The organism is uncultured Parabacteroides sp., from assembly GCF_947855115.1.
GTDB lineage: Bacteria > Bacteroidota > Bacteroidia > Bacteroidales > Tannerellaceae > Parabacteroides.
Map to the genome: position 1 here is coordinate 66,198 of NZ_CANTZW010000017.1, position 26,609 is coordinate 92,806.

Consider the following 26,609-nt stretch of genomic DNA (forward strand, 5'->3'; position numbering starts at 1 on the left):
GATTTGTTGTTGTCTTGGTAAATAGGCTGATTTTCTTGTAAAATAGGCTTAAAGTTTATGCTTTAAAATTTCTTTGATTTTCAAAGATTTTATTCCTTTGTAACTTATTGATATTAATAAAGGAAAACATATGGAGATTGCCGAGGTAAAACAACGTTTGTTGACAGATTTTTTTACATATTATCCAATGGGAGGTGCTCTGTATGGTAAAGACGGTGTGCTAATTGATATTAATAAGTCTTTACAAGAGAAGTTTCCTTTTACGAATAAGACTGACTTCTTATTATATAATCTTTTTCAGGCAGATTTGTTGACCGATCTTCAAAAGCGGTATCTACGTGAAGGAAGCGTGGTGTCGGGCTCTTTGCCTATACCGTATTCCATCATCCCTTCGATGAATGAGGATAAGGAGATTCTTGGATATACCTTATTATTAACGGGTAACCCTTCTACAGAACAGGAAACTGCGCATTGTGGCCAAGTATTGGAAGAGTTGACGGATATGTCTCGGAAAATGGTAGAAGCAATTCCCGATACAATTCTTTTAGTAAACAAGCAACTGGTTGTAGAGCGGATTATCGCATATGCTACAGAGACTTGTATAACATCGGAGTCGATCAATCGGCGTATCGATGACCTTCCGGGTTTTATTTATCCGGAAGAGACAAAACGCCGTGTGGCGGCGATCGTGCAGAGTTGTTTGAATAAGTCGGAGATTATCAATTTGGATTTATCAATCCCGGGGCATGATATTCCGATCATTTATTTTAAATTGCGGTTGGTGCCGGTAAGTGGGCGGTATGTGATTATCTATATCCGGAATGTATCGGACCTAGTTGAGCAGGAGAAAGCGAATGAAGCGCTAAGTAGCAAGTTGTCCGAAAGCCGGATGATGATGGAACTTGCTTTGCAAAATAGTAAGATTACGACTTATTCTTTTAATTTCAATCGATTTAGGTCTTGCGATAAAGTACATTGTAATCATTGTTTCCAGTTCTACGGCGCAACTAATAGTTTATTGAAACGTAATCAGTTTATTTGCCAGGCCTTATCTCAGCTTCGTCATCCGGATGACTCAGGAGACTTCTTCTATCTATTCGATACGATCCGTACCAATAAGTTGGATGAGTATAAGATTGATTTTCGTCTAAAAGGAGATGATAATACGTTTCGTATCTATGAGGTGATCGGTAAGACACACGAGAAGGATGAGAATGGCTTCCCTAATTTAATCGTTGGCTGTATGATCGATGATCAGGAACGGTTGGAGTTTGAGGAAGACCTGATCAGTGCCAAGGAAAAAGCGGAGGAGGCTGATAGACTTAAATCAACATTCTTGGCGAATATGACCCATGAAGTCCGTACCCCTTTGAATGCTATTGTCGGTTTCTCTGATTTGTTGGGAGTAGAGGAGGATCCGGATTTACGTCAAAATTATATTGGCTTGATCAAGATGAATAATGATTTACTTTTAAGTATAGTAAATGATGTCTTAGACATTTCCAGAATCGAGTCTGATATGATGACATTTACTTATATGGATGTTTATTTACCCTCCTTTATGAAAGATATCTATAATTCCATACGATTACGTAAACCGAAAGGTGTGGAGATTATCCTAGAAGCATCTTCCGATATCATATTTAATATAGATCGGAATCGATTATGGCAAATTTGTATGAATTTATTGACAAATGCGGTTAAGCATACCAAGAAAGGTAGTATCAGGTTTGGATACACGCTTGAACCTGAAGAGAAAATGATAAAATTTTATGTATCCGATACAGGCTGTGGCATACCCAAGGATGAATTGGATAATATCTTTGCCCGTTTTGTGCAATTAAGCGATTTTGAGCAAGGAGTCGGTTTAGGATTGGCTATCTGTAAAGGGCTTGTATTAAAGATGGGTGGTACTATTTCTGTGATCTCCGAGGAAGGATCTGGTTCTACGTTTATTTTTACTTTACCGATGAGAAGACCCAATAGTTGGAAAAACTAGTGAAGGGTTGTCTGTTTTTTCAAGTTTATTGAACAATATGCCTTAAATCTCAGTTATCTATATAAACGATGATTTAGGTTGTAGCCAATTTTCATAAGAAGCATTTACTTATATATGCTTTTGATTTGTGCTTTGCCATAAGAATTTCTGGACTTATGGCCTAATCTTTATGTATCATAAATAATCAAGATTTCATATGACGAAAATAGAAATAAAGAACTTATCTATTCTTTTCGGCTCGGAGAAAATGCGTGCGAAAAGAATGTTGGTGGAAGGAAAAAGCAAACAAGATATTTTGAAGGAGACGGGCTGTACGGTGGCGGTACGCAATGCGAACCTGAAAATCGAGGAAGGAGAGCTATTTGTGATAATGGGACTTTCTGGCAGTGGAAAATCAACGTTATTACGTTGTATTAACCGCTTAAATGAGCCTACTTTAGGTGAAATATTTATTAATGGAAAAAATATAACAACTTCCTCAGATAAAGAATTATTGGATATACGACGTAAGGAAATGGCTATGGTTTTCCAGCATTTTGGGTTGTTGCCCCATCGTACGGTGTTGAGTAATATCGCTTTTGGATTGGAGTTGCAGGGTGTTTCTAAAAAAGAGAGAGAACGGAAAGCGGTAGAAAGTGTAGCTCTGGTAGGTTTAAAAGGATTCGAGAACCAGAGAGTTAGCGAGTTGTCCGGAGGGATGCGGCAGCGTGTCGGGTTAGCTCGTGCGATCGCGAATGATCCAGAGGTTCTTTTGATGGATGAGGCTTTCTCGGCCTTGGATCCGTTGATTCGTGTACAAATGCAGGATGAGCTGTTAAAACTGCAAGAAAAAATGCGAAAAACGATCATTTTTATTACGCATGACCTTGATGAGGCGATTAAGTTGGGAGATCGTATCGCCATAATGAAAGATGGAGAGATCGTACAGGTTGGTACACCCGAGGAGGTCTTGACTGATCCGGCTAATCATTATGTTTCTAGATTTACGGAAAATGTAGATCGCGGACGTATCGTCACAGCCTCATCAATCATGATTACTCAGCCGGTTGTGGCCCGTGTCCGTAAAGATGGTCCGGAAACTGTGTTGAGGAAGATGAGAGAGAAAAACTTGTATGTCTTGCCGGTCGTGGATGGAAGCTGGCAATTTCTGGGTGAGGTCCGCTTGAAAGATGTCTTGGCTCTACGAAAATCAGGGAATCATGATCTTTCACCGATTGTGATCAAAGAGGTTCCTTCGGTATTAGAAAATACGACGGTCGAGGATATGCTTCCTTTGTTGCCGGAAATCCGTCAGGCCTTGCCGGTCGTTAATGAGTCGAATCAATTGGTGGGGTTGGTTTCTACTTCATCAATTATAATTGAGATGACTGGGAAAGATAAAGAGGAGATTGATCAAATTGTTCAAAATGCGATAGAATTATGATAAATATAGGAAAATACATAGAAATTGCCATCAATTGGCTGACAGAGCATTTCGCTCGTTTTTTTGATGTGATAAATGATGGAGTCGGAGGGTTTATCGATGCTTTCCAAGATGGGTTGACTTGGATTCCGTTTTATGTGATGATTTTGGCTTTGGCTTTATTGGCTTGGTTTAAGGCTGGAAAAGGAGTTGGTGTGTTCACTGCCTTGGGGTTGTTGTTGATTTATGGGATGGGGTTTTGGGTTGAGACGATGCAGACTTTGACATTGGTACTGTCTTCTACCATTATCGCCTTGATTATCGGAGTTCCGGTAGGGATTTGGACTGCACGTAGTGATCGGGCAGATAAGATCGTTCATCCGGTCTTGGATTTGATGCAAACGATGCCCGCTTTCGTCTATTTGATACCCGCTGTTTTGTTTTTTGGTTTAGGGCCGGTACCTGGTGCTTTCGCTACGGTAATCTTCGCCATGCCTCCGGTTGTGCGATTAACCGATTTGGGAATTCGCCAAGTCCCCGCAGATATTGTAGAGGCTACCCGTTCATTTGGAGCTACTTCCGCTCAATTACTCTATAAGGTACAATTGCCATTGGCTTTGCCGACGATCATGACCGGAGTGAATCAAACGATCATGCTTTCGCTTTCTATGGTGGTGATAGCGGCCATGATCTCGGCGGGAGGATTAGGCGAGATAGTCTTGCGAGGAATTACCCAGATGAAAATTGGTTTAGGCTTTGAAGGAGGGATAGCGGTGGTTATTTTGGCTATTGTTTTAGACCGTATTACACAAGGCTGGGCAAGAGGTAAAGTGAATAAATAAATAGAGATAGGGAACATGAGAAAATAAAGGAATATATATGAGAGGATTTACGATTATTATTAAGTGCTGTGTATGTTTAGGGATATTATTATCTATTTCCGGTTGTGTGAATAACAAGGATCGAAAGAAAATATCGATAGCATATGCTAATTGGGCAGAAGGTATCGCCATGACTAATTTAGCTAAAGTGATATTAGAAGATCAAGGTTACCGGGTGACATTAAAAAATGCGGATATCGCTCCGATCTTTACTTCCGTTGCCTCTGGAAAAGCGGATGTGTTCATGGACGCATGGCTTCCGGTGACCCATGCGGATTATATGGAACGATACGGTGACCGTCTAGAGACGCTAGGAACGGTTTATGACCATGCGAAATTGGGTTTGGTAGTCCCGGAATATGTAACAATTCGTTCGATCGAGGATTTGAATGCTCATAAAGATCAATTTAAGGGTGAGATTATTGGGATCGATGCCGGCGCAGGTCTGATGAATTCGACGGATAAGGCGGTTCAAAAGTATTCTTTGGATTTTGACTTGAAATCTTCCAGTGGAGCTACGATGGTCGCTTTCTTGAAGAAGTCGATCGACGCGAATGAATGGATCGTAGTTACCGGATGGACACCCCATTGGATGTTCTCACGTTATCCGTTAAAATTCTTGGAAGACCCAAAAGGGGAATTCGGGGATTCTGAACATATAGAGGTTATTGCGACGAAAGGATTCTCGGAGAAAGATCCGTATGCGGCCTCTTTTTTCAAGAACTTTAAATTAACCGATGAGCAACTAAGCGAATTGATGTACTATATGGAGGACGGAACACGTACGGAATCGCGGTCGGCCCGTGCTTGGCTGGAGAAACATTCCGAGATAATCAATTTATTCTTACCTTCGCAGGATAATCAATTGAATAAGAACCATGAGACGAATTAGGGTAGTCGTTTGTATTTTAATAGGAGTTATTATGTGTTGGTCCGCTTCGGTCGCCAACGATAAGCGTTACGTGAACATCGTGTTTATCGGAAATAGTATTACATTTGGTGCCGGGTTATCGAAACCAACCCATGACGCGCCTCCCGTAAAGGCTGCGTTGTTTTTAAGTAAATGTCCGGAAATCGCTTCGGTCAGATATTCCAATAGAGGACAAAGTGGTTGTACTACCGTGGATTATTTGCCGGAGACGAATACACTCTTCCCCTGGGCCGTACATGCAGCCGATAAGTTTAAGGACGAGACATGGGCAGATTTAGTGTTCTCCATTATGTTGGGAACGAATGATAGCGCGATAGAAGGAACGAACGGTTGCCCGGTAGCGCCAGAGCGATATTATGAGAATCTGAAAACGATAATCAATCGTTTGCTGGCTTTATACCCAGATTGCCGTGTCGTGGTACATCGTCCTCTGTGGTATAGCCCGAATACATATAATGGAGCTAAATATATGGAGGAAGGTCTACAGAGGCTTCAAGAGTATTATCCGCAAATACAGAGATTGGTCGATTATTATGCGTCTCGTTTTCCCGGGCAAGTCTTTCTGGGAGATACGAAGGGATTCGATTACTTTAAGGAAAATCATTTAACGGATTTCCAAGCGGAAAAGGGTAATGCGGGGATATTTTATCTTCATCCGAATGAGAAAGGCGCCGCCCGGTTAGGAGAGCTTTGGGGGGAGGCGATTCGTAAGGTTTTAAGCTTTTAGTCTCAACGAGAAACACGCTATCCGAAAGAAAGGCGGGGTATCTCCGCAAAAGGGGACAAGCCCGCCTTGTTCAGCTTGGTGTATTTACAATAGATTCATGATTTCTCTCCAGTTGTCAACCCTTTCTATTGAGGTATTATGTATAAGGACATTATGTGGCTGGGTGAAAAGGATTTTACGTCCTTTGAAAAAATTAAGGTTCTTGATATGGTCATCAATCATGATATCACCGCAGATATTATCCTTGCTACCGCAGAAAATCATTTGTTTCCACGATATGAAAGGGTAATTTTCATTTAGCCAATCGTGTTTTTCTTTTAGACTGTTGGGAAATTCGGTTGCGGAAGAGACTATTAATAGGTCGTATTTATTGTTTAAATAATTCAAGCCTTCTACACTTTCTTGGATTACAGGAGCGGTACGGAAAAAACCTTTGCTTTTGATAAATTGGGGGAATGAAGGAAAAGCCTCTTCTTCTAATAGTCCATACATATCCTGTTTGTTTAGCATTATACCTGATTCCTTGTATTCATAGTCTAGCATATGTGGATAGATATCCGCTAAAACTCCGTCCATGTCTACTAATACTCGTTGCATACTCAAATTTGTTTAATTATTATTATTTAACAATCTTAAGAAAAATCTCTTCGGCATATGCGATGCGTTTTTTTCCAGCGCTTATTATTCCTATTGATTATCTAATTAGAAAAACTGAATAAAACCGCATATGGGTTTATAAAACCGCAAAAAATATATCTTTTCTTGATGAATATCTGTATTTTTGCGGAATAATGCAAATAAATATGCGTAGTTATGCTGAAAGAAGAGAGACACGAATACATACTAAACCAGATAAGTAAAGGAAACCGTATTTATGTTACGGCCCTTAGCATAGAACTTGGTGTTTCTGATGATACTCTGAGAAGAGATCTAACAGAGTTGGATAATAAAGGTTTACTGACCAAAGTGCATGGAGGTGCGATTGCTAAATCCGGTATTTCGATAAAATATACCGAAAGGTTGAATACGGCTATTTCTGTGAAACAACGTATAGCGGCGAAAGTAATACCTCTGTTTAAAGAAGGGGATATTATATTGATGGACGGTGGAACATCCAATCTTGAAGTGGCTCGTCAAATACCACAAGACTTTGAGCTTACGATCTTTACGAATAGTTTCCCTATTGTTAACGAGCTTGTTAACCACCCCAAAGTAGATCTTAATTTTTTAGGAGGTAAAGTATTCCAGTCCTCTCAAGTGACAGTCGGATTGTCTGTTTACCAAGCCTTGCAAAATATTACTCCGGATTGGGTCGTTTTGGGTATAAGTGATATTCATCCAGAGAAAGGGCTGACATGCCCCGACAGAGAAGAGGCTATGATAAAACGGGCTATGATTGAACGAGGCATTAAAAGTATAATTCTTGCGGATGGGTATAAGTTAAATACGGCAAGGGCTTATCGAGTTGTTTCCTTGGGGGAGATAGATTACATTGTTACAGAAGATGATAAAGTTGATTATATCGAGCAAAATTGGCCTAAATATTCATATAAGGTATTATAAATGAAGAGGCAGTATCCAAGGATTGTGTTCGTTTTTTCTTAAAATCATAATGGCTTGTTCTATTTGCAAACGGTACGCATATAGAACAAGCCATTAAGTATTTACTCAAGGATGTACATCGAGATTATTTGATCTCGATTACTTTCTCGGCCATTTTTGTCTCTTCCTCGGTTCTCTTCGGTATGCTGATACTCAAGACGCCATTCTCAACTTTCGCCTCGATCCTGTCTTTCTCTACGTTATCGGGCAAGACCATGGTTTGTTGGAATTTGCTATAAGAGAATTCGCGTCTTAGATAACGTCCTTCTTTCCGATCTTCATTCTTTTCTTCTTTTTTCTCCATAGATACGACCAAGTTATTGTTCTCATCGATCTTGATGTTGAAATCGTTCTTTGTCATACCGGGAGCGGCTACCTCAACTCGATAATCCCTATCGGATTCTATCACGTTGATGGCTGGAGCTGTAGAGTTTGCTTTTATCATCCAGTCGTTGTCAAATAAATCATTGAATACATACGGTAACCAATTTTGACTTCTTCTCATCGGTGTCATAATACAGTCCTCCAATTATTAGTTAAACATTCTATTTATTATTCTCATTCTTGAATCCGTCTTTTTTATTTCGGATTCACTTAGCATATTTCAAATGGTGTGCCAATCTGATAATGTGCGTGTTAACTCGGATAAAAGAATTTGAATAAGGTTTAACCCATGTATGAATAGCCTGTATTTCGGAGGGTAAGAAAGAGAGGAGTGCTATCTGATAAAAGCAAGATCAAATACCGTGAAATGATAATCTGTAATATTGGCATAATTTACGTTATATTGGCACGATAGAATGGCGGGTAGAATAATAACTTTTATCTTTAAGCGTTTTATAGTAAATCGGTTATTCTATGAAAAAGAAGATAGTAGTATTTGGTTTGCGGATGAAGGCGGCGGTACGGAGCCATCCGGTAGAAGTGTTACTTTCGGTTTTAGCTTGTGTGATGGGATGCTATGACTATGAGAGTAAGAGCGGTTATTTCGATATGGTATTACAGTATATGCCGGTTGTATTTCTATTGGCTTATGCCTTGGGCGGATGTTGCTCGGAGATGAAGAAGCGCTTCTTGTATTTCTTTTCGGTGTTATTGTGGCTTCCTTTTTTGGCGGTACCCCTAGAACCGTTGTTATCTTCCAGGCATCTGGTTTCGTTGATCATAGCGTTGCTCGTTTATTTGGGGAGCGGGTGGATGAAAGACAACAAGCGTTTTGTAGAGAATACGCTCTTTTTCGTTCGGTCACTTCTATATGCGGGCGGGCTTTCTGTGGTTATTTATCTATTATCGGGATCAATCTATAAGTCGATCCAATATATATTTGAAATTTGGCAAGATGAGGCAGAACGAATAATCACTTATACGGCTATTGTTGTGTTTAGCGTTATTTTCCCATTATTGTTCTTGATGTTTAACGAGCGAAGGGAGAGACCGGGATTTCCTTCCAAGAGTAAGCTGTTTGATATTTTGTTGAATTATGTGCTTTCTCCGGCATTGCTTATCTATGCGGTGATCTTGTATTTATATTTTGTCAAGATCGTTGTTTTGTGGTCGTTACCGAAGGGAGCGGTCGCCTCTATAGTAGTAAGTTTTACGTTTGCGGTGTTTGTATTGAAAGGATGTCAAGTCTTTCTATCCCGGAGGTATTACGATTGGTTTTATGACCATGCCAGTCTTGCCGTACTTCCGGCACTTGCGATGTTTTGGGTAGGTACGCTTTACCGGATCCGCGAATATGGATTTACCGAACCAAGGGTCTATTTGGTGGTCGTGGGGTTGATATTGACCGGGACTGTCGTTTTATTCCTCGTGAGGCGTTGGGCTTCTTATTTATATGCGGTTTGTTGGGCAATCCTTTTATTGGCTAGCGTAACTTATATTCCAGGGATAACGGCCAAGGATATTGAACGTATCTCTCAGACGTCACGGGGGAATTATCCGATGAGAAAAGATTTGGGCGTGGAATATATTCACATCTCCTCGGATAAGCCGGTCAACATCCGGGGATATAATACGATGGAGAGCTTACAGAGTTATAAGACGAATGATACTGCGCTGTTACGGGCCGAGAATGATACGATAACGATTTATGACAAAGAGGGAAGTTTGGTCTATCAGAGATCGTATGATGAGTTTTTAGACGGGCAATTACGGAAAGTCGGGCTTTCACGACTTGACTCGATCCCAGAATCCGTGTACCCCGATCTTCTTCGGATTGATCTGGACTCATCCGCTGTCATTCTGGAGGCGATAAATATACGGAGAGATTCCGTCGATCATATTAGTTATATATTGGGTGCGTATTATTTAAAACAATAGAATAAGTTATATGTCAAGGAGCAAAGAATTGATTTTATTGGCCCAGCGTATACGGGCCTTGTCGCAGACCGGGTTGGTTTATTCATTAAGCGAGTACGATACGGAACGTTATGAGGAATTAAGTCGTTTAAGCGATGAAATAACGGCTTTGGCTGCCGGGTTAAAGCCAGAGGATGTGGCGAGTGGTTATCGCCCGGCTAAAGAATACGTGACCCCGAAAGTAGATATCCGTGCCGTGGTCTTTAACGAGAAAGACGAGATCTTACTAGTCCGTGAGAAAGCGGACGGATGTTGGTCGTTGCCCGGAGGATGGAGCGATGTGGGATATTCCCCGAAAGAGGTGGCGGCAAAAGAGGTGAAGGAGGAGACGGGTTTGGATGTGCTCCCGGTTCGCTTGTTGGCTGTAATGGATATGAGCAAGCATCCGCATCCCGCTATACCTTATTATGTATATAAGTTTTTTATCCTTTGCGAGTTAAAGGGCGGGTCGTTTACCGAGACTTTCGATATCTTGGGGAAAGGCTTCTTTAAATTGGAGGAGTTGCCTCTGTTGTCCTTGGAGCGTGTGCTGCCGGAGCAACTTCGACAAATGTATACGTATTATAAACATCCGGGAGGGGATGTTTATCTGGATTAAGGATACTTTGTGTACCTTTACGACCTTATTAAAAAACAATGTTATGAAAAGATATTGTCAGACCTTGGATCTGAAAGAGGATGAGCAGTTGATAAAAGAGTATTGCTATTGGCATTCGCCGGAACATATCTGGCCGGAGATACCGGAAGGAATCCGTGCGGTAGGGATCTTGAATATGGAGATTTACCGTTTGGGAACCCGGTTGTTCATGATCGTGGAGACACCGGATGATTTTGATTGGGACACGGCGTTCGCCCGTTTGGCGACAATGAATAGACAAGCGGAATGGGAGGACTTCGTGGCGAAGTACCAGAAGGCCGCTCCGGGAAGCTCCTCGTCCGAGAAATGGCAGTTGATGGAATGTATGTTTAAATTGCCGGGAGCAAGTAAATAAACGGAAGGATGGAAAAACAAAAGAAACAATCGCTGGTTGCTGCCCCGGGAGGGAAATCTTATTTGATCCCGTTTATCTTGATCACGAGTTTGTTTTTGCTTTGGGGATTCGCCCACGGACTCTTGGATGTGTTGAACAAACATTTTCAAGGAGTCTTCACGATGACCAAGGCGGAGAGCGGCTTGGTACAATTCTCTACCTATATCGCTTATTTCTTGATGGCATTGCCGGCGGGGGCGTTCATGAGACGTTACGGATACCGGAAAGGGATTATCATGGGTTTGTTATTGTTTGCTATCGGGGCTTTCGGGTTTATTCCGGCGGCTTTCTTGCATTCGGCTACGCCTTTCCTGATCGCCTTGTTTGTGATCGCTTGCGGACTTTGTATCTTGGAGACGGCAGCGAATCCTTATGCTACGATATTGGGGCCGTCTGCTTCTGCCGCCCAACGGCTGAATTTATCCCAGTCTTTTAATGGATTAGGTTGGATATTGGGGCCTTTGGTGGGTGGTTTGTTGATATTCGGGGCACCGGAGGGAGATTCGATGGCGTTGGCTAAACCTTATATTTTGGTAGGTGGTATCGTCTTGTTCGTGGCGTTGCTTTTCTTTTTCACGAAGTTGCCGGAGATTAAGCCGGAAGAAGAGGAGGTGGTGCCCGCTATTGTCGAGGAGAAACCCGCTGCTTCCATATGGAAACGTAGGCAGTTTGTACGTTCCGTGGTCGCCCAATTCTGTTATTGCGCCGCGCAGACGGGAATCTTCGGATTCTTTATTAATTATGTGACGGAGATAGACCCGGGCATCAGTAATTTGCAAGCGTCTCGTATTCTGGCCTTTGGTGGAATGGCTTTGTTTATGATCGGGCGTTTGAGCGGTAGTTTTACGATGAAGTGGTTGGCTCCGGGCCGTTTGCTGACTTGGTATTCTTTGTTGAGTGCCGTTTGTATGGCTTTGGTGGTGGTTTCCGTAGGTACGCTTTCACTATACGCTCTTTATTTATCTTTTTTCTTCATGTCCATCATGTTCCCTACGATTTTCGCCTTGGGGCTGGAAGGTATGGGTGTTTATACCAAGAAAGCCTCTTCTTATATCGTGATGGGAGTCGCCGGCGGCGCTTTCAGTCCGATGCTGATGGGATATATTGGCGAGGAGAATATGGCGCTGGGCTTTATCGTCCCGTTGATCGCTTTCTTGTATATCTTGTATTTCGCTATCAAATGTAATCGGTAAATGAGGGCAGGGCATCGCCCCATCCTCATTGTTCATAGCTTGCTATTTAGTTCGTGAACAGATAATAAACCTATATGGCTTGTGTATGAAGGCATGGGTTTCATGGGGTAAATGTTACGTTCAAGCAATATCTGCTTATCTATATCGTTTTCATTTTAAATAAAATAAAAGAGAGTGGATATGAATAAAGGTTTGTTTTTGTGTGGGTTGTTTATAGCTCTATTTCTGGCTGGTTGTGGGGATGATGAGGTTAAAATCTCTAATCCTGTGACTTTATACTCAAGGCCGGATACGATTCATCTAGGGGGTGACTCTGAGGTGGATTCCATATTGGTGAAGGGTTTCACGGCTTGTGAAGTATATGACGCAAAATGGGGAACCTTGCCGGAGACTGTTTCGCGAGAGTTTGATATGAATGCTTCTTATCTCTATTTCTCGTATGAGGCAAAGGTAGTTTTATTGGAAGATAGCATTTATAATATAGGTATAGGACACTTTTTGGATGAGAAAGTGGGATTCTCGGAGGATTTGAGTTCGCATGGCTTTGTTATCAGTACGTTTGGCGTGCAAAAGGATAAGAAGCAAGTGCTGGCGTGTACTTATTTAATATATGTAGAGAAGAATTCGGATGGAGAAAAGATCGATCGCTGGCTTCCTATGCGACCGGAGGAGTTACAATGGTGTTATCTTCGACTGGACTCTGATCAATTAAAAAATATAAAATGATATGAGACATTTAATAGTTGTATGTCTGGCTTTTATGATAGGCCTTAATGTGGCTTGCTCACGAGTGGTGGATCTCGGTAAGGATGATTTGCATTCTGAACCGACGATAGAGATCGTAAGTGGTGATACCTTGGATATTATAGGGTTCACTCTTGCGCATGAGCTGGCTACTAGTGAAGGAAGTTTGCCTTATAACGTAGGGGATGAGTTTGGTTATACGGGTTCTTACATCTATAAGTCCTATGTGGTAAGGACGGAATATACGTATCAGGATGATGGAAATAGTCTTTGGGTTTGGGAGGATACATTGAGTTCAATAATAGGTTTTTATCCTTATCTTAGATCTGAGGTATATGATCTTGCGGATATTCAGTTCCATATCCGGTCGTGCGCTCAAAGTGGATCGGTTTCTGTCGGAGAAAGGACGGATATTTATGATACGGCTCTACTCCATATAATTCGCTCTGTAAATGGAGAGGATATGGATGTATGGATTCCTTGTAAACCTTCGGAACTGAGGTATCGGTGTGTTGTCTATCATTTAGAAGAGTGAACGGAATGTTTTTAGCCAAGCTCCGGCAGTAGATAATACCCGGAGCTTGACAATATCATTATCACTGTAACATCTGCATTAACTTATCCAACTTCGGAGCCATGATGATCTCCGTACGGCGGTTCTTACTACGTCCGTCGGCGGTCTCGTTATCTGCGACCGGCATAAACTCCCCACGACCACAAGGTTGTATCTGTAGCGGATTCACCTCGTAATCCTTGGTAAGGATACGCACTACGGAAGTCGCACGGATCACGCTTAGATCCCAATTATCCTTGAATTGGGCGGTATTGATCGGCTTGCTGTCCGTATGACCCTCTATATAAACGTCTATATCGTTTTGCTTGTTCAATACCTCGGCCAACTTAGCCAACGCTTCCTTGCCTCGTTTATCAACCTTTGCGCTACCCGATTGGAACAGAAGCTTATCCGACATGGCTACATATACCTTGCCATTCTTCTCGGTCACGGTCAGCTCGTCGCTGTTGAAACCCAGCAAAGCGTCTTTCACGCTACTTAGTAAATTCTGTACCTTTGCGTTCTGTGCGTTCATCATATCCTGTAGCTCGTTGATGGTACGCTCACGCTCGTCCAGCTCACTCATCTTTTGCTGTAACAAGGCATTCAGCTTGTCCTGCTCACCCATATTGGTATTCAACATGGTTTGATAATTACGGATGTCACGTCCTAGGGTGGTCGTATCCCTTATCAAGGCGGCGATCCGGTTATTGAGCGCATCGTTATCGTCCTTGCATTTAATCAATTCCTCCTTCAAGGCGTCGCCACGTCCGATCGCCTCCAACCGGCCGTTCTCGGCAAGGAGGTATTTCTTTTTACTCACACACGAAGAACATAAAAGGAGTGCGGAGACCGAGATAAATAACAACTTTTTCATTTTACGCATAAAATTTCGTGCAATGTAATATTTATTACAATTTCCCACACACAAGTTTAGGATATTTGTGTCTCATAAACCAATATTAAAGAATCAGCGGTATGAAAATAAGAGAGATAATGCAAACGCTGTTCCCTACAAGAACCTGGAAACTAGCCGCTATCATAGCCGGAGGTGTTCTTTGCGGGCTGGGATCTTATACCTTATATGCTTCCCGGACGTGGACCTATTTGTCCGACGACCCGGCTACTTGCGTGAATTGCCACATCATGGGTCCTTATTACGCTACATGGAATCATAGCTCGCACAGCCGTAACGCTACTTGTAACGACTGCCATGTGCCGCACGAGAACGCCTTGAAGAAGTGGTTCTTCAAGGGTATGGACGGAATGCGCCACGCCTCGGTATTCATGATGCGAGGCGAACCGCAAGTGATACAGGCGATCGACGAGAGCGCAGAGGTGATCATGAATAACTGTATTCGTTGCCACACGCAATTGAATACGGAATTCGTGAATACCGGGAGGATCGATCATGAGATGGCTATGACAGGAGAAGGGAAAGCCTGCTGGGATTGCCACCGTGAAGTGCCGCACGGAGGAACAAACAGCCTGTCTTCTACGCCGAACGCGTTGGTGCCTTATCCGAAGTCCGTATCGCCGGGCTGGTTAAAAGATATGCTAAGTAAATAATAATAAATCAGTATAGTTATGGAAAAGAAATTAAAATCATGGCAAGGTTGGTTACTGTTTGGAGGAACCATGGTCGTTGTTTTTGTTTTGGGTATGATCGCTGCTTCCGTGAACGAGAGACATGCGGAGGTCACTAGCGTAATGAATAATAAGAAGACGGAGATTACAGGGATCGAGGCTCGTAATGATAAGTTCGAACCGAATTATCCGCGTGAGTACCAGACATGGGAGGCTACGGCAGATACGAGTTTCAAGAGTCTATACAATGGAAATCAAGCGGTCGATGTGCTGGAGGCTCGTCCGGAAATGGTGATCCTTTGGGCCGGTTACGCTTTCTCTAAGGATTATTCTACCCCGAGAGGGCATATGCACGCAATCGAGGATATGCGTAACACGTTGCGTGTGGGCGCTCCGATGACGGAAAGCGAGGGGCCTCAACCGGCTACTTGCTGGACTTGCAAAAGCCCGGATGTTCCCCGTATGATGCAAGCGATGGGCGTGGATAATTTTTATAAGGCAAAATGGGCGGCTCTGGGTAAAGAGATCGTGAACCCGATCGGTTGCGCCGATTGTCATGAGCCGGAGAATATGAACCTGCATATCAGTCGTCCGGCTTTGATCGAGGCTTTCCAGCGTCAAGGCAAGGATATTACGAAAGCGACTCAACAAGAGATGCGTTCCTTGGTTTGCGCGCAATGCCACGTGGAATATTATTTCAAGGGCGATGGTAAGTATTTGACTTTCCCTTGGGATAAAGGTTCTACGGTCGAGGATATGGAGGCTTATTATGATGAGGTTGGTTTCGCCGATTATACGCATAAGCTAAGCCGTGCTCCTATTTTAAAGGCACAGCATCCGGATTATGAGATCTCCCAGATGGGTATCCATGCGCAGCGGGGTGTATCTTGCGCCGATTGCCATATGCCGTATAAGAGCGAGGGTGGCGTGAAATATAGTGATCATCATATCCAAAGCCCGTTGGCTATGATCGACCGTACGTGTCAGGTTTGCCACCGTGAGAGTGAGGAGACCTTACGTAATAATGTGTACGAGCGTCAGAATAAGGCGAACGAGATGCGTAACCGTTTAGAGACCGAGCTGGCGAAAGCACATATCGAGGCGAAGTTCGCATGGGATAAGGGAGCTACCGAGGATCAGATGAAAGACGTATTGAAACTGATCCGTCAGGCGCAATGGCGTTGGGATTTCGGCGTGGCTTCTCATGGAGGCGCGTTCCACGCTCCGCAAGAGATTCAAAGGATATTAGGCAATGGATTGGATAAGGCGATGCAAGCTCGTCTGGCTACAGCGAAGGTGTTAGCGAAATTAGGTTATACGGATGATGTTCCGATGCCGGACTTCTCTACGAAAGAAAAGGCTCAGCAATATATCGGTTTGGATATGGCCGCTGAACGTACCGCTAAGGAGAAATTCCAGAATACGATCGTTCCGCGATGGGTAAAAGAGGCGCAAGAGAATAATCGTTTAGCGAAGAACATTTGATTATGTGGAAACAACCTTGGGGATATGCTGAAGGCTGGGCCATCTGTATCGGTTTACTGATTACGGGATTTGGCTTGCAACGGATCACAGGCCCGGTTCAGGCAGGGTTGTTCCAGTATCCGGTGAATGTGGCCGGAGGATTGATTTTTCTGTTGGTTTTATGTATAGGGTTTGTTGTTAGCCGGAAAATCACGGTTGTCCAGTGGTTTTCCGGGTTAACGGCGAGCATTACCTCTTTGTCGGCTCTTTTGTCGGTCGTGCTGGTTATGGGATTTGTGGGTCCGGGTATCGAGCGGATTACGATGTCGTGGCCTTTTGTCTTGCTGTTTCTCTATTTCTTGTTTGTCTTGGGCTTTGTCACTTTGAAGCGTATCGTTTCGTTTCGCTGGCGGGATGTTCCGTTTATGCTGAATCATGCCGGTTTATTCATCACGCTGCTGGCGGCGATCTTGGGAAACGGGGATTTACGTCGTTTACGGATGACGGTTCCGTTGGAGAACCCCGAATGGAGGGCTTCGGACGAGAAGAATGAGATGATAGAGTTACCGCTCGCCATCGAGCTTCGTTCGTTTACGATTGATGAATATCCTCCTAAATTAATGCTGATCGACAATACGACCGGAAAAGCGCTTCCTGAAAAGCAACCCGAGAATATATTGGTGGAGAAGACTCCCTTAGCCGGAAACCTGCAAGGCTGGAAGATTGAGGTTACCCGTTCACTACCGATGGCGGCTTGCGTGATGGGGCAGGATACGGTAAACTTCGTGGAGTTTCACTCCGAGGGAGCGACCACCGCTTTATACGTGAAAGCCCGTAACGAGCATACCGGACGACAGAAGGAAGGTTGGGTGAGTTGTGGTAGCTATATCTTTCCATACATATCGCTCCAACTGGATGATGCGGTTAGCATGGTAATGCCGGAACGTGAGCCGAAACGCTTTGCCTCGGACGTGATGGTCTATACGAAAGATAAACAAACCAAGGAGGCGTGTATCGAAGTGAATAAGCCGCTCTCTATCGCCGGATGGAAAATCTACCAATTGAGTTATGATGAGACGAGAGGTAAATGGAGCCGGATGAGCGTATTTGAGCTGGTAAGAGACCCTTGGCTGCCGATCGTTTATACGGGGATCTTAATGATGATAGCCGGGGCGATCGGGCTATTCCTGTCCGCTCCCGTAAAAAAAGAATAGTATGGATTGGAGTTACTTTATTTATTTCGCCGCTCCGGCGTTACTTTGCTGGATAGGTGGGGCATGGTTGGCTTACCGTCCTTCTTTTTCCAAGGGGGCTGTCGCTTGGACCGTGTTAGGCTTGACTATATTCTCCGCTTTTATCGTAGGGATGTGGATCTCGTTGGAGAGACCGCCCTTGCGGACGATGGGCGAGACTCGTCTGTGGTATTCTTTCTTCTTGCCGGTGGCCGGTGTGATCACTTACGTTCGTTGGCGGTATAAATGGATACTTTCCTTTAGTACATTGTTGGCTTTTGTCTTTATCTGTGTCAACTTGTTTAAGCCGGAGATACATAACAAGACCTTAATGCCCGCTTTGCAAAGCCCGTGGTTCGCCCCACATGTGATTGTCTATATGTTCTCTTACGCCATGCTGGGTGCCGCTGCCCTTATCGCCATTTACCTGCTAGTCCGTGTGAGGAAGAAGGGGATTGACGAGGGGATGATGAGTTTATGCGATAACTTGGTGTATGTCGGTATGGCTTTTCTCACGATAGGGATGCTGTTCGGCGCTTTATGGGCTAAGGAGGCATGGGGGCATTATTGGAATTGGGACCCGAAGGAAACATGGGCGGCTGCCACTTGGTTGGGGTACTTGATTTATATCCATTATCGCCTTCGCCATCGCTTGCGTTATTCAGCGGCGTTGGGGCTTTTGGTTTTCTCTTTTATCTTGCTGCAGGTGTGTTGGGTTGGCGTGAACTATCTACCTTCTGCGCAAGGATATAGTGTGCATACTTATAATATGGATTAATTAAAATCAGTGGTATATGAAAAAACTAGTTGTTTTAGTAGCGGGCTTGCTCTCCGTGGCCCTTTTTGCGCAAGCGGAAGAAACACAAAATACGAAAGAGAATACGTTCTCGATGAAGGTGCAGATACGTCCGAGAGCCGAGTACCGGAACGGGGTCTTATTCCCCCGGCCTAAAGATGCCGAGTCTACCGGGTTTATCAATAACCGTGCCCGCCTTTCTTTGGGATATGAGCGGGATCGTTTGTCTATCGGTTTGTCCGCGCAACATGTTGGCGTATGGGGACAGGATCCTCAGATCGATAAGAATGGTCGTTTTATCTTGAATGAGGCGTGGGCGAAACTGGATTTCGGATCGGGTTTCTTCGCTAAGCTTGGTCGTCAATCCTTGGTATATGATGATGAGCGTATCATGGGAGCGTTGGATTGGAATGTGGCCGGCCGTTATCATGACGCGTTGAAACTGGGCTACGAGAACACGAATAACCAACTGCATTTAATTCTCGCTTTCAACCAGAATGATGAGAAAAAGATCGGAGGAACGTATTACGCTCCGGGTGCGCAACCCTATAAAACGATGCAAACCCTTTGGTATAAGCATATCTTCGACAAGAGTTTTAATGCCTCTTTCTTGTTTATGAACTTGGGTATAGAAGGTGGTGATGCCGAGAAACAAAACTCGGATACAAAATACTTGCAAACCTTAGGGACGAACCTGATCTATACGCCTAGCAACTGGACGGTAGGCGGTACTTTCTATTATCAATTCGGCAAGACGAAAACCGGACAAGATGTTTCCGCTTTCTTATGGGCGGTAAACGCCGCTTACCAAATCGATCCGCAATGGAAGATCGGTATAGGCAGTGATTATCTGAGTGGCTCGGAGGGTGCCGACGGGAAATACAAGGCATTTGATCCTCTGTACGGAACCCATCATAAGTTTTATGGTGCCATGGATTATTTCTACGCCTCCTCTTTCGCCAATGATTTGAATCCTGGTTTATGGGATAATCAGGTAAATGTCGCTTATAAACCCGTTTCCAAGGTGAATCTGTCTTTGGCCTATCATTATTTCTCCATCACAAGCGACGTGTATGAAGGTAATGATAAATTGAGTAAAGGTTTAGGTTCAGAATTGGATTTCCAAGTGGATTGGGTAATCATGAAAGACGTGAAATTATCTGCGGGATATTCTACGATGTTGGGCACGAATACTATGAAAGCCGTGAAGGGAGGAAATCCGTCTCATTGGCAAGATTGGGGTTGGTTATCAATAAATATTAATCCAACTATATTCACGACCAAATGGTAACAATTGTCAAGGAAAGAGGTATATTTGCAGGAGTAAGCCTTTTTTCAAAACAAGATACGATGGATATAGCCGATATGTTTAAGATCCCGCTTTTTAAGAACTTTACGCTTAAGATGCAGGAAGAGTTTTTAGATAAGCTTGAATATACAGTAGAGGAACATCCGAAAGGAAAAACCATAATTCATCAAGGAACGACTTGTGATGCCCTTCATGTCTTATTGAAGGGAAAATTGAATGTGGATGTTTTAGACGTATCAGGAAATATCGTGCGCGTGGAGACAATACAGGCTCCACGCACGTTTGCCACGCCTCATATTTTTTCCGAGAAAAATCAATTCCCCGCTACTTTTACCGTGGATGAGGATGTGGTGCTGCTCAAGGGCTCCAAAGAGTCTGTCTTCACCTTGATGCATACGATACCGCTATTCCTGCATAATTTCCTTTGTGTCAGTACTAGTTGTAATAAATGTACGATGACCCGCTTGAAAGTCCTTTCGTTCCGCGGTATCCGGAATCGTTTTATTTATTATCTATTCGAGCATCAACAGAAAGATTCGAATATCGTGGAACTGGAACATACCCAAGAGCAGTTAGCGGAGTATTTTGGTGTTACCCGACCGGCTTTATCAAAGGAGATCGGGAGATTGGTGGATGAGGGATTTATCAGTATTTCAAGGAAAAAGGTGACGATTTTGAATAAAGCGGCGTTAACATGTATGCTTTAATGCTTTTGAGAAAAAGGTAAAAAGCGTACATTTGTGCCCAAATAAATAACTCCGGTATATGGGCAAAGTTTTAATTATAGACGACGAGAAGCAGATTTTGGGTTTACTTTCACGCATTATCGGTTTGGAGGGATATGAGGTTTTGCAGGCCGCTACTTGTAAGATCGGGTTAAGGCAGATGGAACAACATTCGCCGGAGGTGGTATTGTGCGATGTATTCCTGCCGGATGGTAATGGCGTAGATTTGGTGTCGGACTTAAAAAAACTTCGTCCTCTTTCCGAGGTTATCCTGCTTACGGCACATGGTAATATCCCGGATGGCGTACAGGCCATTAAGAATGGGGCTTTCGATTATATCACGAAAGGAGATGATAATAATAGGATCATTCCTTTGGTAGCCAAGGCGATGGAGAAAGCCTCTGCCGCTTATCAAACACAAAAGAAAGAGTCTTCTCCGGTCGGGAGGCAATATTCATTTGATACGATCGTCGGTAAATCGCCTGCTATCCAAGCGGCGATAGCGTTGGCTCAGAAAGTCTCGGCTACGGATGTTCCCGTTCTGTTGACCGGTGAGACCGGCACGGGAAAAGAGGTTTTCGCCCAATCCATCCATCAACATAGTTCCCGGAAAGGAAAGTCTTTTGTCGCTATCAATTGTTCCTCTTTTAGCCGGGATTTATTGGAAAGCGAGATGTTTGGCCATAAAGCGGGAGCTTTTACAGGTGCCTTGAAAGAGACAAAGGGGTTGTTCGAGGAAGCGTCCGGAGGTACGATTTTCTTGGATGAGATCGGGGAGATGGCTTTCGACTTGCAAGCGAAACTGCTCCGTATCCTTGAGACCGGGGAATTTATCAAGATCGGCGATACGAAACCCACAAAAGTGGATGTACGTATCATTGCCGCTACCAATCGCGATTTAGAGAAAGAGATCGAGCAAGGGCATTTCCGGGAGGATTTGTTTTACCGGCTTTCCGTCTTCCAGATCCATCTTCCGGCGCTTCGCGAGCGAATCGAGGATATCCCGCTTCATATAAAAGCATTTGTCTCGACCTTTTCCTCCAAGATGGGGAAAAATATCCGGACGATCTCTCCTGAATATATAGATGCCTTGAAGAAACGGTCTTGGAAAGGTAACGTACGTGAGTTGCGTAATGTAATAGAACGCAGCTTGATTATCGCTGATGGAGATACCTTGACTTTGGATGCTCTTCCCTTGAATATGCAAACTTCCTCCGCTACGGATGCGGAGTCTTATAGTGGTTTTGACTTGAGTGGCGTTGAGAAGACGCACATCCAGAAAGTGCTTAAATACACAAAAGGTAATAAAACCGAGACATCCCGCCTCTTGGGGATCGGTCTTACTACTCTTTACCGGAAGATCGAGGAGTACGGGCTTTAGTCTCAGATCCCGCTTTTTCCTTACAAGTCCTTGTTTTTATCCTTGCCGCTTTTCCGTTTTTTGGAAGATGGTGGATCCCTGTCTTCTCAGTATAAGATATCGTTAAATGACTTATCTTTGTTGAGCGTAGACTTAATAATAATTGCTTAAATATATTATCTATGAGCCTGAAGATTAAAACAAAACTAAGGTATGGAATCGGACTGTTGTTTGCCATGATCGTCTTGCTGGGAGGTTTGTCGGTAAAGAACATCTCCGATATGTCTGCCGACACAAAGAATATATTAGCCGATAATTACAACTCTTTGCTCTATTCCCGCCGGATGTTGGATGCGTTGGAACGAATCGATAGTGATCCTACCGCTCAAGCCGATTTTGAGAAAAACCTAGGGTTGCAGAAAAAGAATATCACAGAGGTAGATGAGAATGTGGCGACTTCTCGCTTGGTCTCTCAATATGAGCGGTTATTGAAAGAACGCAACGAGGAGAATATTCGTCGTGTACGTCTTGCCTTAAATCAAGTCATGAGTTTGAATATGGCTTCTATCTATAGGAAAAGCCAAGTGGCGGAATCTACCTCTCAGAAGGCTTTGTTCTGGATTTGGGGGATCGGTCTCTCTTGCATCGTGATCGCTTTCGCTTTTTTGATACGTTTTCCCCGTTCTATAAATACTCCTATCCGCATGTTGACGGATGGTATCATGGAGATTGCCAACCATAATTACGAGAAACGTTTGGATTTGGCGAAGTATGATGAATTCGAGGATGTTGCGAAGTCTTTCAACCGAATGGCCGAGCGACTCACGGAATACCGGAAAAGTACGTTGGCAGATATTATCCAAGGAAAGAAATACATTGAGGCGATCGTGAATAGTATTACGGAACCGATCATCGGATTGGATCGGGATCGTAAGCTCCTTTTTGCCAATAACGAGGCCTTGACGATCTTGAATCTCAAACGTGAGAACGTGATCGGGAAATCCGCTTCGGAATTGTCCTTGCGGAACGACTTGCTTCGCAGGTTGGTTCGGGAGTTGATCCAGCCAGGCGATAAGAAAGAGCCGCTTAAAATTTATGCGGATAATAAGGAAAGTTATTTTCAGGTGCAGTATATACCGATCCGTGTATCAGAGAATGACGAGGCAGAGAAGTATGTGGGCGACGTGATCTTGTTGAAAAATATTACGGAGTTTAAGGAGTTGGATTCAGCCAAGACCAATTTCATCTCAACGATCTCTCATGAATTGAAGACTCCGATCGCGGCGATCATGATGAGCCTGAAATTATTGGAAGATACCCGTGTGGGAGTTATGAACAATGAGCAAAAGGCGCTAGCGGAGAGTATCCGGGAAAGTAGTGACCGGTTGCTGGGAATTACCAGTGAGTTGTTGAAAATGACGCAAGTAGAGACTGGTAAGCTACAGTTAAGCCCGAAAATAACCAAACCGATCGAGTTGATCGAATATGCGATAAAGGCAAACCAAGTACAAGCCGACCGTTTCAATTGCCATATAGAGGTGGAATATCCGGAGAAGATCTCCAAACTTTTCGTGGATAGCGAGAAGATCGCGTGGGTCTTGACAAACTTATTGTCGAACGCCATTCATTATACCCCGGAGAATGGCCGTATTATAATCGGTGCCCGCCAACAAGATCATGTCTTGGAAATCTATGTGCGAGATTTTGGAAAGGGTATTGATCCCCGGTATCATCAAAGTATATTCGATCGGTATTTCCGTGTACCCGGAACGAAGGTACAAGGAAGTGGCTTAGGGTTGGCTATCAGTAAAGACTTTGTGGAGGCTCATGGAGGAACACTTTCTGTGGATAGCGCGGTAGGGAAGGGTAGTACTTTTATCATACGATTCAATGTCTGAAAAAAGAGGGTGTTTAATTACCCTCTTTTATGATATCGCTTCCTCCGGAAGTGGATGTATCCGATTTTGCCGGACCTTTGTAATGTACGTCACTGCCACCGCTTGCCGATGCCTTGATATAACCGGTTACGTGGGTATAAATATCGGAACCTCCACTAGCGGAACATTCCAACTGATTTAATATAAGATCATAAGCTTTGATGTCTGAACCTCCAGAGGCGGAATATTCGCCATTCTCCGCTTTCCCTTTTAGTTTTAGGTCGCTACCTCCACTTGCCCGGCCCTGTATAATCCGAGTGGAAAGGTCGTTGACGATAATATCGCTACCGCCGGTCGCTTTGATTATGCAAGTAGAGACATTAACGGGGTAGTCCATTTTCACGTCGCTACCTTTTGTGGCGGAAATCTCCAGCTCATCTCCGTGTAAGGCACTTCTCAAGACAAAGTCCATGCAACCGGACATTTGGATTTTTTCCAGCTTCTTGGAAGTACCTTCTATTTTAAGTTGGGTAGGGCTTAGTTGTGTACCTTTTTCCGTGGAGATTGAAAGTTCTTTGTTTTTGACTTGGATATTTAGGTAAGGGTATAGATTCTCGTCGATCGTGATTCGTAAAGATGCTGGCTCTCCTTGTGCATACCCAAAATCGTACGATGAGTTTCCTCCACGGTTAAATAGGTTGAACCAACTGTCGCTATATCCTATGGCGATTGAGCCTATTTTTATCGCGGAATACTCGCTTACGGAGATTTCTTTCGTGATTGTATCTCCATTCCCTTTTACCTTTTTTGCGTTGATCGGTATTATACAAAAGGTGATCAACACGAGCAAAGCTATTATTTTTGTTCTCATAGTGAAATATAATTTAGTTTATGTCTTTTTTTATAAGACGAATGGAGTTGAAAAAACGTTACATCTGAGATGAAAAAAAAGAAGCTATCATTGATTTTTTTGATAGCTTCTTTTTCTTATCCCTAATAAACCGGGGGAGGATCCTAATTATTTTTAGGCTCTTCAACCATATGCTCTACTTTGTCTTTGACGTACTCGACCTGGTTTTTACCTGTGTCTACCACATCCTTTACTTTTTTCTTCGCCTTGTCTGTCAGGCCATGAAACTCGTTCTCCAAACAGGCAAACTGTCCCTGATCTTCCATCCTGCGGAGTACGTAACCGACAACTACACCTACAGCTAAACCAAATAATACATTTTTCATAACTACTACTTTTTTATGAGTTAAAACATTCATTTTTGTAGTTATGAAACAGAAAGCCGACCGATAAGGTTGGTGTTTATTTGTTATTTTTCAGTAAATCCCTGATCTCGGTAAGTAATTGGATATCTGCCGGAGGAGCGGATGGAGTTTTAGGGGCTTCTTCCTTCTTTTTGCTTAAAGCATTAACACCCTTGACAAGTAAAAAGACAGCGAAAGCTATGATTATAAAATCCAATGTCACCTGTATGAAATTCCCGTAGTTGATGGAGACCGCCGGAGAGACTACTTTATCTCCTTCCATTATAGCGTGCTTTAAGGTTATCTTTAAATCCGTGAAATTTACGCCGCCTACTAATAAGCCTACCGCCGGCATAATAAGATCTGCTACGATGGAAGATACGATCTTACCAAAAGCGCCGCCGATAATGATACCTACTGCCATGTCCACTACGTTTCCTCGCATAGCGAACTGTTTAAACTCCTGTAATATTTTTTTCATAAGACAACGTTTTTTATATTATGACAACAAAATTAGCTATAAGTAGAATATTTCCAATGCTCATAGTCGTTTTTGGTGAGATTATTTTTGATTTTCATGTTTTTGTTTGACCCATTTGAGCATAGATGTGTTATATCCTCGTTCTTTTGCCTTGGTCAATAAAAAGAGAATCGCTTCTTCAGGGAGCGTAGGTGTCCGGCTAAGCAACCATAGATAGTCTGAGGTATTACTGCCTACAAGGGCGTATGAGTAATTATCCTTATCAATTTCCATAATGTTGTATTCGGCGTAGAACCACATGAAAAAAGACACTTTCAATTTACTGGGGCATGTCGGATCCGTTATTTTTGCTATACCCCTCGCTCGTTTGAAGGAACCGGAGAAATTACCCCAATATCCGCTATTAATGACTTCTATATCTCCATTCGGGAGAAATGAGTATTCTATGGTAGCTCCTACGAGATTATGCTCAAAGCGGTGATCAAAGCGTGCTATTTCAAACCATTTCCCCATATAGCGGTGTAAATCGAAAGTTTGGACAGTATCTTTGTTTATAATACGTTGAGTGCAAGATAAATTACACAGCATTATAAAATAGATGAGGCCTATTAGTTTAAATCGCATAGGTTTTTATTTTTATCCCTTAATAAACATGGAGAGCCTCTAAAAAGTTTGAAAACGTTCATATTTTTAGTTTTTATTTCTCTTGATAACCTATGCTTTAACTATGTGATTGGGAGAGCTTGGGTATGTCAGAAATGAGTATTTGATAGTTTTACCATTTAATATCTGATATTTTCTTTTGTAAATCAGTGTGTTAGCAATTCGTACATATTTTTGAAAAAACACGTATGACTTTTTTGAAAACCATGTACGACTTTTTGGGAAAACATGTACGTGTTTTTTCTAAGGTGATATGGCCGTATAATTATGTCAGATTATGCCTTATGCCTTATTGCGAAAATAGGGTAGGAATATTATGGTTATATTTAAATTGTGGATATATATTTAGTACGTACGTTATATAACCAATCAAGTCCCGGAAAAAAAACTTGAAAAATAAATCCGGAAATGTTTGGAGTTTATGTTTTATAGCATTA

Annotated in this window: 27 protein-coding genes; 20 read left to right on the forward strand and 7 right to left on the reverse strand. The window is 43.1% G+C overall.

Annotation, left to right across the window (positions count from 1 at the left end):
* Positions 1 to 130 precede the first annotated feature (130 nt).
* The 5 genes from Q0110_RS11565 to Q0110_RS11585 all read left to right on the forward strand — a co-directional run bounded on the left by Q0110_RS11565 (position 131) and on the right by Q0110_RS11585 (position 5,940).
* The gene (locus Q0110_RS11565; protein WP_297906304.1) at positions 131 to 1,999 is read left to right on the forward strand and encodes a HAMP domain-containing sensor histidine kinase; all 1,869 of its coding nucleotides are present in this window, start codon (positions 131 to 133) and stop codon (positions 1,997 to 1,999) included.
* A gap of 196 nt (positions 2,000 to 2,195) precedes the next feature.
* Positions 2,196 to 3,422 carry a glycine betaine/L-proline ABC transporter ATP-binding protein gene (locus Q0110_RS11570; RefSeq protein WP_297906305.1) on the forward strand — a complete coding sequence of 409 codons (1,227 nt, stop codon included), beginning with the start codon at positions 2,196 to 2,198 and terminating at the stop codon, positions 3,420 to 3,422.
* Positions 3,419 to 4,243 (forward strand): proline/glycine betaine ABC transporter permease, encoded by an 825-nt coding sequence (locus Q0110_RS11575; protein ID WP_297906306.1) that lies wholly within the window; start codon positions 3,419 to 3,421, stop codon positions 4,241 to 4,243. Before Q0110_RS11570 ends, Q0110_RS11575 begins: the two co-directional genes overlap by 4 nt.
* Positions 4,244 to 4,280: 37 nt before the next feature.
* Complete coding sequence (locus Q0110_RS11580) at positions 4,281 to 5,174, forward strand: glycine betaine ABC transporter substrate-binding protein (RefSeq protein WP_297906307.1); 894 nt, start codon at positions 4,281 to 4,283, stop codon at positions 5,172 to 5,174.
* The gene (locus Q0110_RS11585; protein WP_297906308.1) at positions 5,161 to 5,940 is read left to right on the forward strand and encodes an SGNH/GDSL hydrolase family protein; all 780 of its coding nucleotides are present in this window, start codon (positions 5,161 to 5,163) and stop codon (positions 5,938 to 5,940) included. The genes Q0110_RS11580 and Q0110_RS11585 overlap by 14 nt, the downstream gene beginning before the upstream one ends.
* An 84-nt stretch (positions 5,941 to 6,024) precedes the next feature.
* On the opposite strand, the gene Q0110_RS11590 is transcribed toward Q0110_RS11585, so the two are convergent.
* Entirely contained in the window at positions 6,025 to 6,537 is a 513-nt protein-coding gene (locus Q0110_RS11590; protein WP_297906309.1) for a 5'(3')-deoxyribonucleotidase, read from the reverse strand.
* 216 nt (positions 6,538 to 6,753) lie between these two features.
* Here Q0110_RS11590 and Q0110_RS11595 point away from each other — a divergent pair, with 216 nt between their 5' ends.
* Positions 6,754 to 7,503 (forward strand): DeoR/GlpR family DNA-binding transcription regulator, encoded by a 750-nt coding sequence (locus tag Q0110_RS11595; RefSeq protein WP_297906310.1) that lies wholly within the window; start codon positions 6,754 to 6,756, stop codon positions 7,501 to 7,503.
* Positions 7,504 to 7,627: 124 nt separating this feature from the next.
* On the opposite strand, the gene Q0110_RS11600 is transcribed toward Q0110_RS11595, so the two are convergent.
* The gene (locus tag Q0110_RS11600; protein WP_297906311.1) at positions 7,628 to 8,056 is read right to left on the reverse strand and encodes an Hsp20/alpha crystallin family protein; all 429 of its coding nucleotides are present in this window, start codon (positions 8,054 to 8,056) and stop codon (positions 7,628 to 7,630) included.
* A gap of 344 nt (positions 8,057 to 8,400) precedes the next feature.
* Between Q0110_RS11600 and Q0110_RS11605 the strand changes: the two genes are divergently transcribed.
* From Q0110_RS11605 to Q0110_RS11630, 6 genes are all read left to right on the forward strand, one after another.
* Positions 8,401 to 9,864, forward strand: a complete 1,464-nt coding sequence (locus Q0110_RS11605; RefSeq protein ID WP_297906312.1) for a DUF4153 domain-containing protein — start codon at positions 8,401 to 8,403, stop codon at positions 9,862 to 9,864.
* Between the two features lie 10 nt (positions 9,865 to 9,874).
* Positions 9,875 to 10,501, forward strand: a complete 627-nt coding sequence (locus Q0110_RS11610; protein ID WP_297906313.1) for an NUDIX hydrolase — start codon at positions 9,875 to 9,877, stop codon at positions 10,499 to 10,501.
* Between the two features lie 43 nt (positions 10,502 to 10,544).
* On the forward strand, positions 10,545 to 10,895 hold the full coding sequence (locus Q0110_RS11615; RefSeq protein ID WP_297906314.1) for an L-rhamnose mutarotase: 351 nt from the start codon (positions 10,545 to 10,547) through the stop codon (positions 10,893 to 10,895).
* Between the two features lie 8 nt (positions 10,896 to 10,903).
* Positions 10,904 to 12,127, forward strand: coding sequence for a sugar MFS transporter (locus tag Q0110_RS11620; protein WP_297906315.1), 1,224 nt, complete (start codon positions 10,904 to 10,906; stop codon positions 12,125 to 12,127).
* Between the two features lie 180 nt (positions 12,128 to 12,307).
* The gene (locus Q0110_RS11625; RefSeq protein WP_297906316.1) at positions 12,308 to 12,853 is read left to right on the forward strand and encodes a hypothetical protein; all 546 of its coding nucleotides are present in this window, start codon (positions 12,308 to 12,310) and stop codon (positions 12,851 to 12,853) included.
* A gap of 1 nt (position 12,854) precedes the next feature.
* Complete coding sequence (locus Q0110_RS11630) at positions 12,855 to 13,406, forward strand: MshD (RefSeq protein WP_297906317.1); 552 nt, start codon at positions 12,855 to 12,857, stop codon at positions 13,404 to 13,406.
* A gap of 61 nt (positions 13,407 to 13,467) precedes the next feature.
* On the opposite strand, the gene Q0110_RS11635 is transcribed toward Q0110_RS11630, so the two are convergent.
* Entirely contained in the window at positions 13,468 to 14,301 is an 834-nt protein-coding gene (locus tag Q0110_RS11635; protein ID WP_297906318.1) for an OmpA family protein, read from the reverse strand.
* A 101-nt stretch (positions 14,302 to 14,402) separates the two neighbouring features.
* On the opposite strand from Q0110_RS11635, the gene nrfH reads away from it, so the two are divergent.
* The 8 genes from nrfH (at position 14,403) to Q0110_RS11675 (ending at position 23,795) form a co-directional block, all read left to right on the forward strand.
* Entirely contained in the window at positions 14,403 to 14,993 is a 591-nt protein-coding gene (gene nrfH / locus Q0110_RS11640) for a cytochrome c nitrite reductase small subunit (protein WP_297906319.1), read from the forward strand.
* Between the two features lie 18 nt (positions 14,994 to 15,011).
* On the forward strand, positions 15,012 to 16,496 hold the full coding sequence (nrfA, locus tag Q0110_RS11645; protein WP_297906320.1) for an ammonia-forming cytochrome c nitrite reductase: 1,485 nt from the start codon (positions 15,012 to 15,014) through the stop codon (positions 16,494 to 16,496).
* Between the two features lie 2 nt (positions 16,497 to 16,498).
* Entirely contained in the window at positions 16,499 to 17,689 is a 1,191-nt protein-coding gene (locus tag Q0110_RS11650) for a cytochrome c biogenesis protein ResB (RefSeq protein WP_297906321.1), read from the forward strand.
* 1 nt (position 17,690) lies between these two features.
* Positions 17,691 to 18,485 (forward strand): cytochrome c biogenesis protein CcsA, encoded by a 795-nt coding sequence (gene ccsA, locus Q0110_RS11655; RefSeq protein ID WP_297906322.1) that lies wholly within the window; start codon positions 17,691 to 17,693, stop codon positions 18,483 to 18,485.
* A 16-nt stretch (positions 18,486 to 18,501) separates the two neighbouring features.
* Positions 18,502 to 19,794, forward strand: a complete 1,293-nt coding sequence (locus Q0110_RS11660) for an alginate export family protein (protein WP_297906323.1) — start codon at positions 18,502 to 18,504, stop codon at positions 19,792 to 19,794.
* Between the two features lie 59 nt (positions 19,795 to 19,853).
* A complete protein-coding gene (locus Q0110_RS11665; RefSeq protein ID WP_297906324.1) occupies positions 19,854 to 20,519 on the forward strand; it encodes a Crp/Fnr family transcriptional regulator in 666 nt (221 codons plus the stop codon).
* 58 nt (positions 20,520 to 20,577) lie between these two features.
* Entirely contained in the window at positions 20,578 to 21,918 is a 1,341-nt protein-coding gene (locus Q0110_RS11670; protein WP_297906325.1) for a sigma-54 dependent transcriptional regulator, read from the forward strand.
* A 161-nt stretch (positions 21,919 to 22,079) separates the two neighbouring features.
* Positions 22,080 to 23,795, forward strand: coding sequence for an ATP-binding protein (locus tag Q0110_RS11675; protein WP_297906326.1), 1,716 nt, complete (start codon positions 22,080 to 22,082; stop codon positions 23,793 to 23,795).
* A 13-nt stretch (positions 23,796 to 23,808) separates the two neighbouring features.
* Here the strand turns inward: Q0110_RS11675 and Q0110_RS11680 are convergent, their stop codons facing one another.
* The 4 genes from Q0110_RS11680 to Q0110_RS11695 all read right to left on the reverse strand — a co-directional run bounded on the left by Q0110_RS11680 (position 23,809) and on the right by Q0110_RS11695 (position 26,133).
* Complete coding sequence (locus Q0110_RS11680) at positions 23,809 to 24,645, reverse strand: head GIN domain-containing protein (RefSeq protein WP_297906327.1); 837 nt, start codon at positions 24,643 to 24,645, stop codon at positions 23,809 to 23,811.
* 143 nt (positions 24,646 to 24,788) lie between these two features.
* Entirely contained in the window at positions 24,789 to 25,010 is a 222-nt protein-coding gene (locus Q0110_RS11685) for a hypothetical protein (RefSeq protein ID WP_297906328.1), read from the reverse strand.
* Positions 25,011 to 25,086: 76 nt separating this feature from the next.
* Positions 25,087 to 25,509, reverse strand: a complete 423-nt coding sequence (gene mscL / locus Q0110_RS11690; RefSeq protein WP_297906329.1) for a large-conductance mechanosensitive channel protein MscL — start codon at positions 25,507 to 25,509, stop codon at positions 25,087 to 25,089.
* A gap of 81 nt (positions 25,510 to 25,590) precedes the next feature.
* Positions 25,591 to 26,133, reverse strand: a complete 543-nt coding sequence (locus tag Q0110_RS11695) for a lipocalin family protein (protein ID WP_297906330.1) — start codon at positions 26,131 to 26,133, stop codon at positions 25,591 to 25,593.
* Positions 26,134 to 26,609 lie beyond the last annotated feature (476 nt).

Coding starts and splice junctions, on each gene's coding strand:
- Q0110_RS11565 (WP_297906304.1), top strand. CDS start 131: ATGGAGATTGCCGAGGTAAAACAACGTTTGTTGACAGATTTTTTTACA.
- Q0110_RS11570 (WP_297906305.1), top strand. CDS start 2,196: ATGACGAAAATAGAAATAAAGAACTTATCTATTCTTTTCGGCTCGGAG.
- Q0110_RS11575 (WP_297906306.1), top strand. CDS start 3,419: ATGATAAATATAGGAAAATACATAGAAATTGCCATCAATTGGCTGACA.
- Q0110_RS11580 (WP_297906307.1), top strand. CDS start 4,281: ATGAGAGGATTTACGATTATTATTAAGTGCTGTGTATGTTTAGGGATA.
- Q0110_RS11585 (WP_297906308.1), top strand. CDS start 5,161: ATGAGACGAATTAGGGTAGTCGTTTGTATTTTAATAGGAGTTATTATG.
- Q0110_RS11590 (WP_297906309.1), bottom strand. CDS start 6,537: ATGCAACGAGTATTAGTAGACATGGACGGAGTTTTAGCGGATATCTAT.
- Q0110_RS11595 (WP_297906310.1), top strand. CDS start 6,754: ATGCTGAAAGAAGAGAGACACGAATACATACTAAACCAGATAAGTAAA.
- Q0110_RS11600 (WP_297906311.1), bottom strand. CDS start 8,056: ATGACACCGATGAGAAGAAGTCAAAATTGGTTACCGTATGTATTCAAT.
- Q0110_RS11605 (WP_297906312.1), top strand. CDS start 8,401: ATGAAAAAGAAGATAGTAGTATTTGGTTTGCGGATGAAGGCGGCGGTA.
- Q0110_RS11610 (WP_297906313.1), top strand. CDS start 9,875: ATGTCAAGGAGCAAAGAATTGATTTTATTGGCCCAGCGTATACGGGCC.
- Q0110_RS11615 (WP_297906314.1), top strand. CDS start 10,545: ATGAAAAGATATTGTCAGACCTTGGATCTGAAAGAGGATGAGCAGTTG.
- Q0110_RS11620 (WP_297906315.1), top strand. CDS start 10,904: ATGGAAAAACAAAAGAAACAATCGCTGGTTGCTGCCCCGGGAGGGAAA.
- Q0110_RS11625 (WP_297906316.1), top strand. CDS start 12,308: ATGAATAAAGGTTTGTTTTTGTGTGGGTTGTTTATAGCTCTATTTCTG.
- Q0110_RS11630 (WP_297906317.1), top strand. CDS start 12,855: ATGAGACATTTAATAGTTGTATGTCTGGCTTTTATGATAGGCCTTAAT.
- Q0110_RS11635 (WP_297906318.1), bottom strand. CDS start 14,301: ATGAAAAAGTTGTTATTTATCTCGGTCTCCGCACTCCTTTTATGTTCT.
- nrfH (WP_297906319.1), top strand. CDS start 14,403: ATGAAAATAAGAGAGATAATGCAAACGCTGTTCCCTACAAGAACCTGG.
- nrfA (WP_297906320.1), top strand. CDS start 15,012: ATGGAAAAGAAATTAAAATCATGGCAAGGTTGGTTACTGTTTGGAGGA.
- Q0110_RS11650 (WP_297906321.1), top strand. CDS start 16,499: ATGTGGAAACAACCTTGGGGATATGCTGAAGGCTGGGCCATCTGTATC.
- ccsA (WP_297906322.1), top strand. CDS start 17,691: ATGGATTGGAGTTACTTTATTTATTTCGCCGCTCCGGCGTTACTTTGC.
- Q0110_RS11660 (WP_297906323.1), top strand. CDS start 18,502: ATGAAAAAACTAGTTGTTTTAGTAGCGGGCTTGCTCTCCGTGGCCCTT.
- Q0110_RS11665 (WP_297906324.1), top strand. CDS start 19,854: ATGGATATAGCCGATATGTTTAAGATCCCGCTTTTTAAGAACTTTACG.
- Q0110_RS11670 (WP_297906325.1), top strand. CDS start 20,578: ATGGGCAAAGTTTTAATTATAGACGACGAGAAGCAGATTTTGGGTTTA.
- Q0110_RS11675 (WP_297906326.1), top strand. CDS start 22,080: ATGAGCCTGAAGATTAAAACAAAACTAAGGTATGGAATCGGACTGTTG.
- Q0110_RS11680 (WP_297906327.1), bottom strand. CDS start 24,645: ATGAGAACAAAAATAATAGCTTTGCTCGTGTTGATCACCTTTTGTATA.
- Q0110_RS11685 (WP_297906328.1), bottom strand. CDS start 25,010: ATGAAAAATGTATTATTTGGTTTAGCTGTAGGTGTAGTTGTCGGTTAC.
- mscL (WP_297906329.1), bottom strand. CDS start 25,509: ATGAAAAAAATATTACAGGAGTTTAAACAGTTCGCTATGCGAGGAAAC.
- Q0110_RS11695 (WP_297906330.1), bottom strand. CDS start 26,133: ATGCGATTTAAACTAATAGGCCTCATCTATTTTATAATGCTGTGTAAT.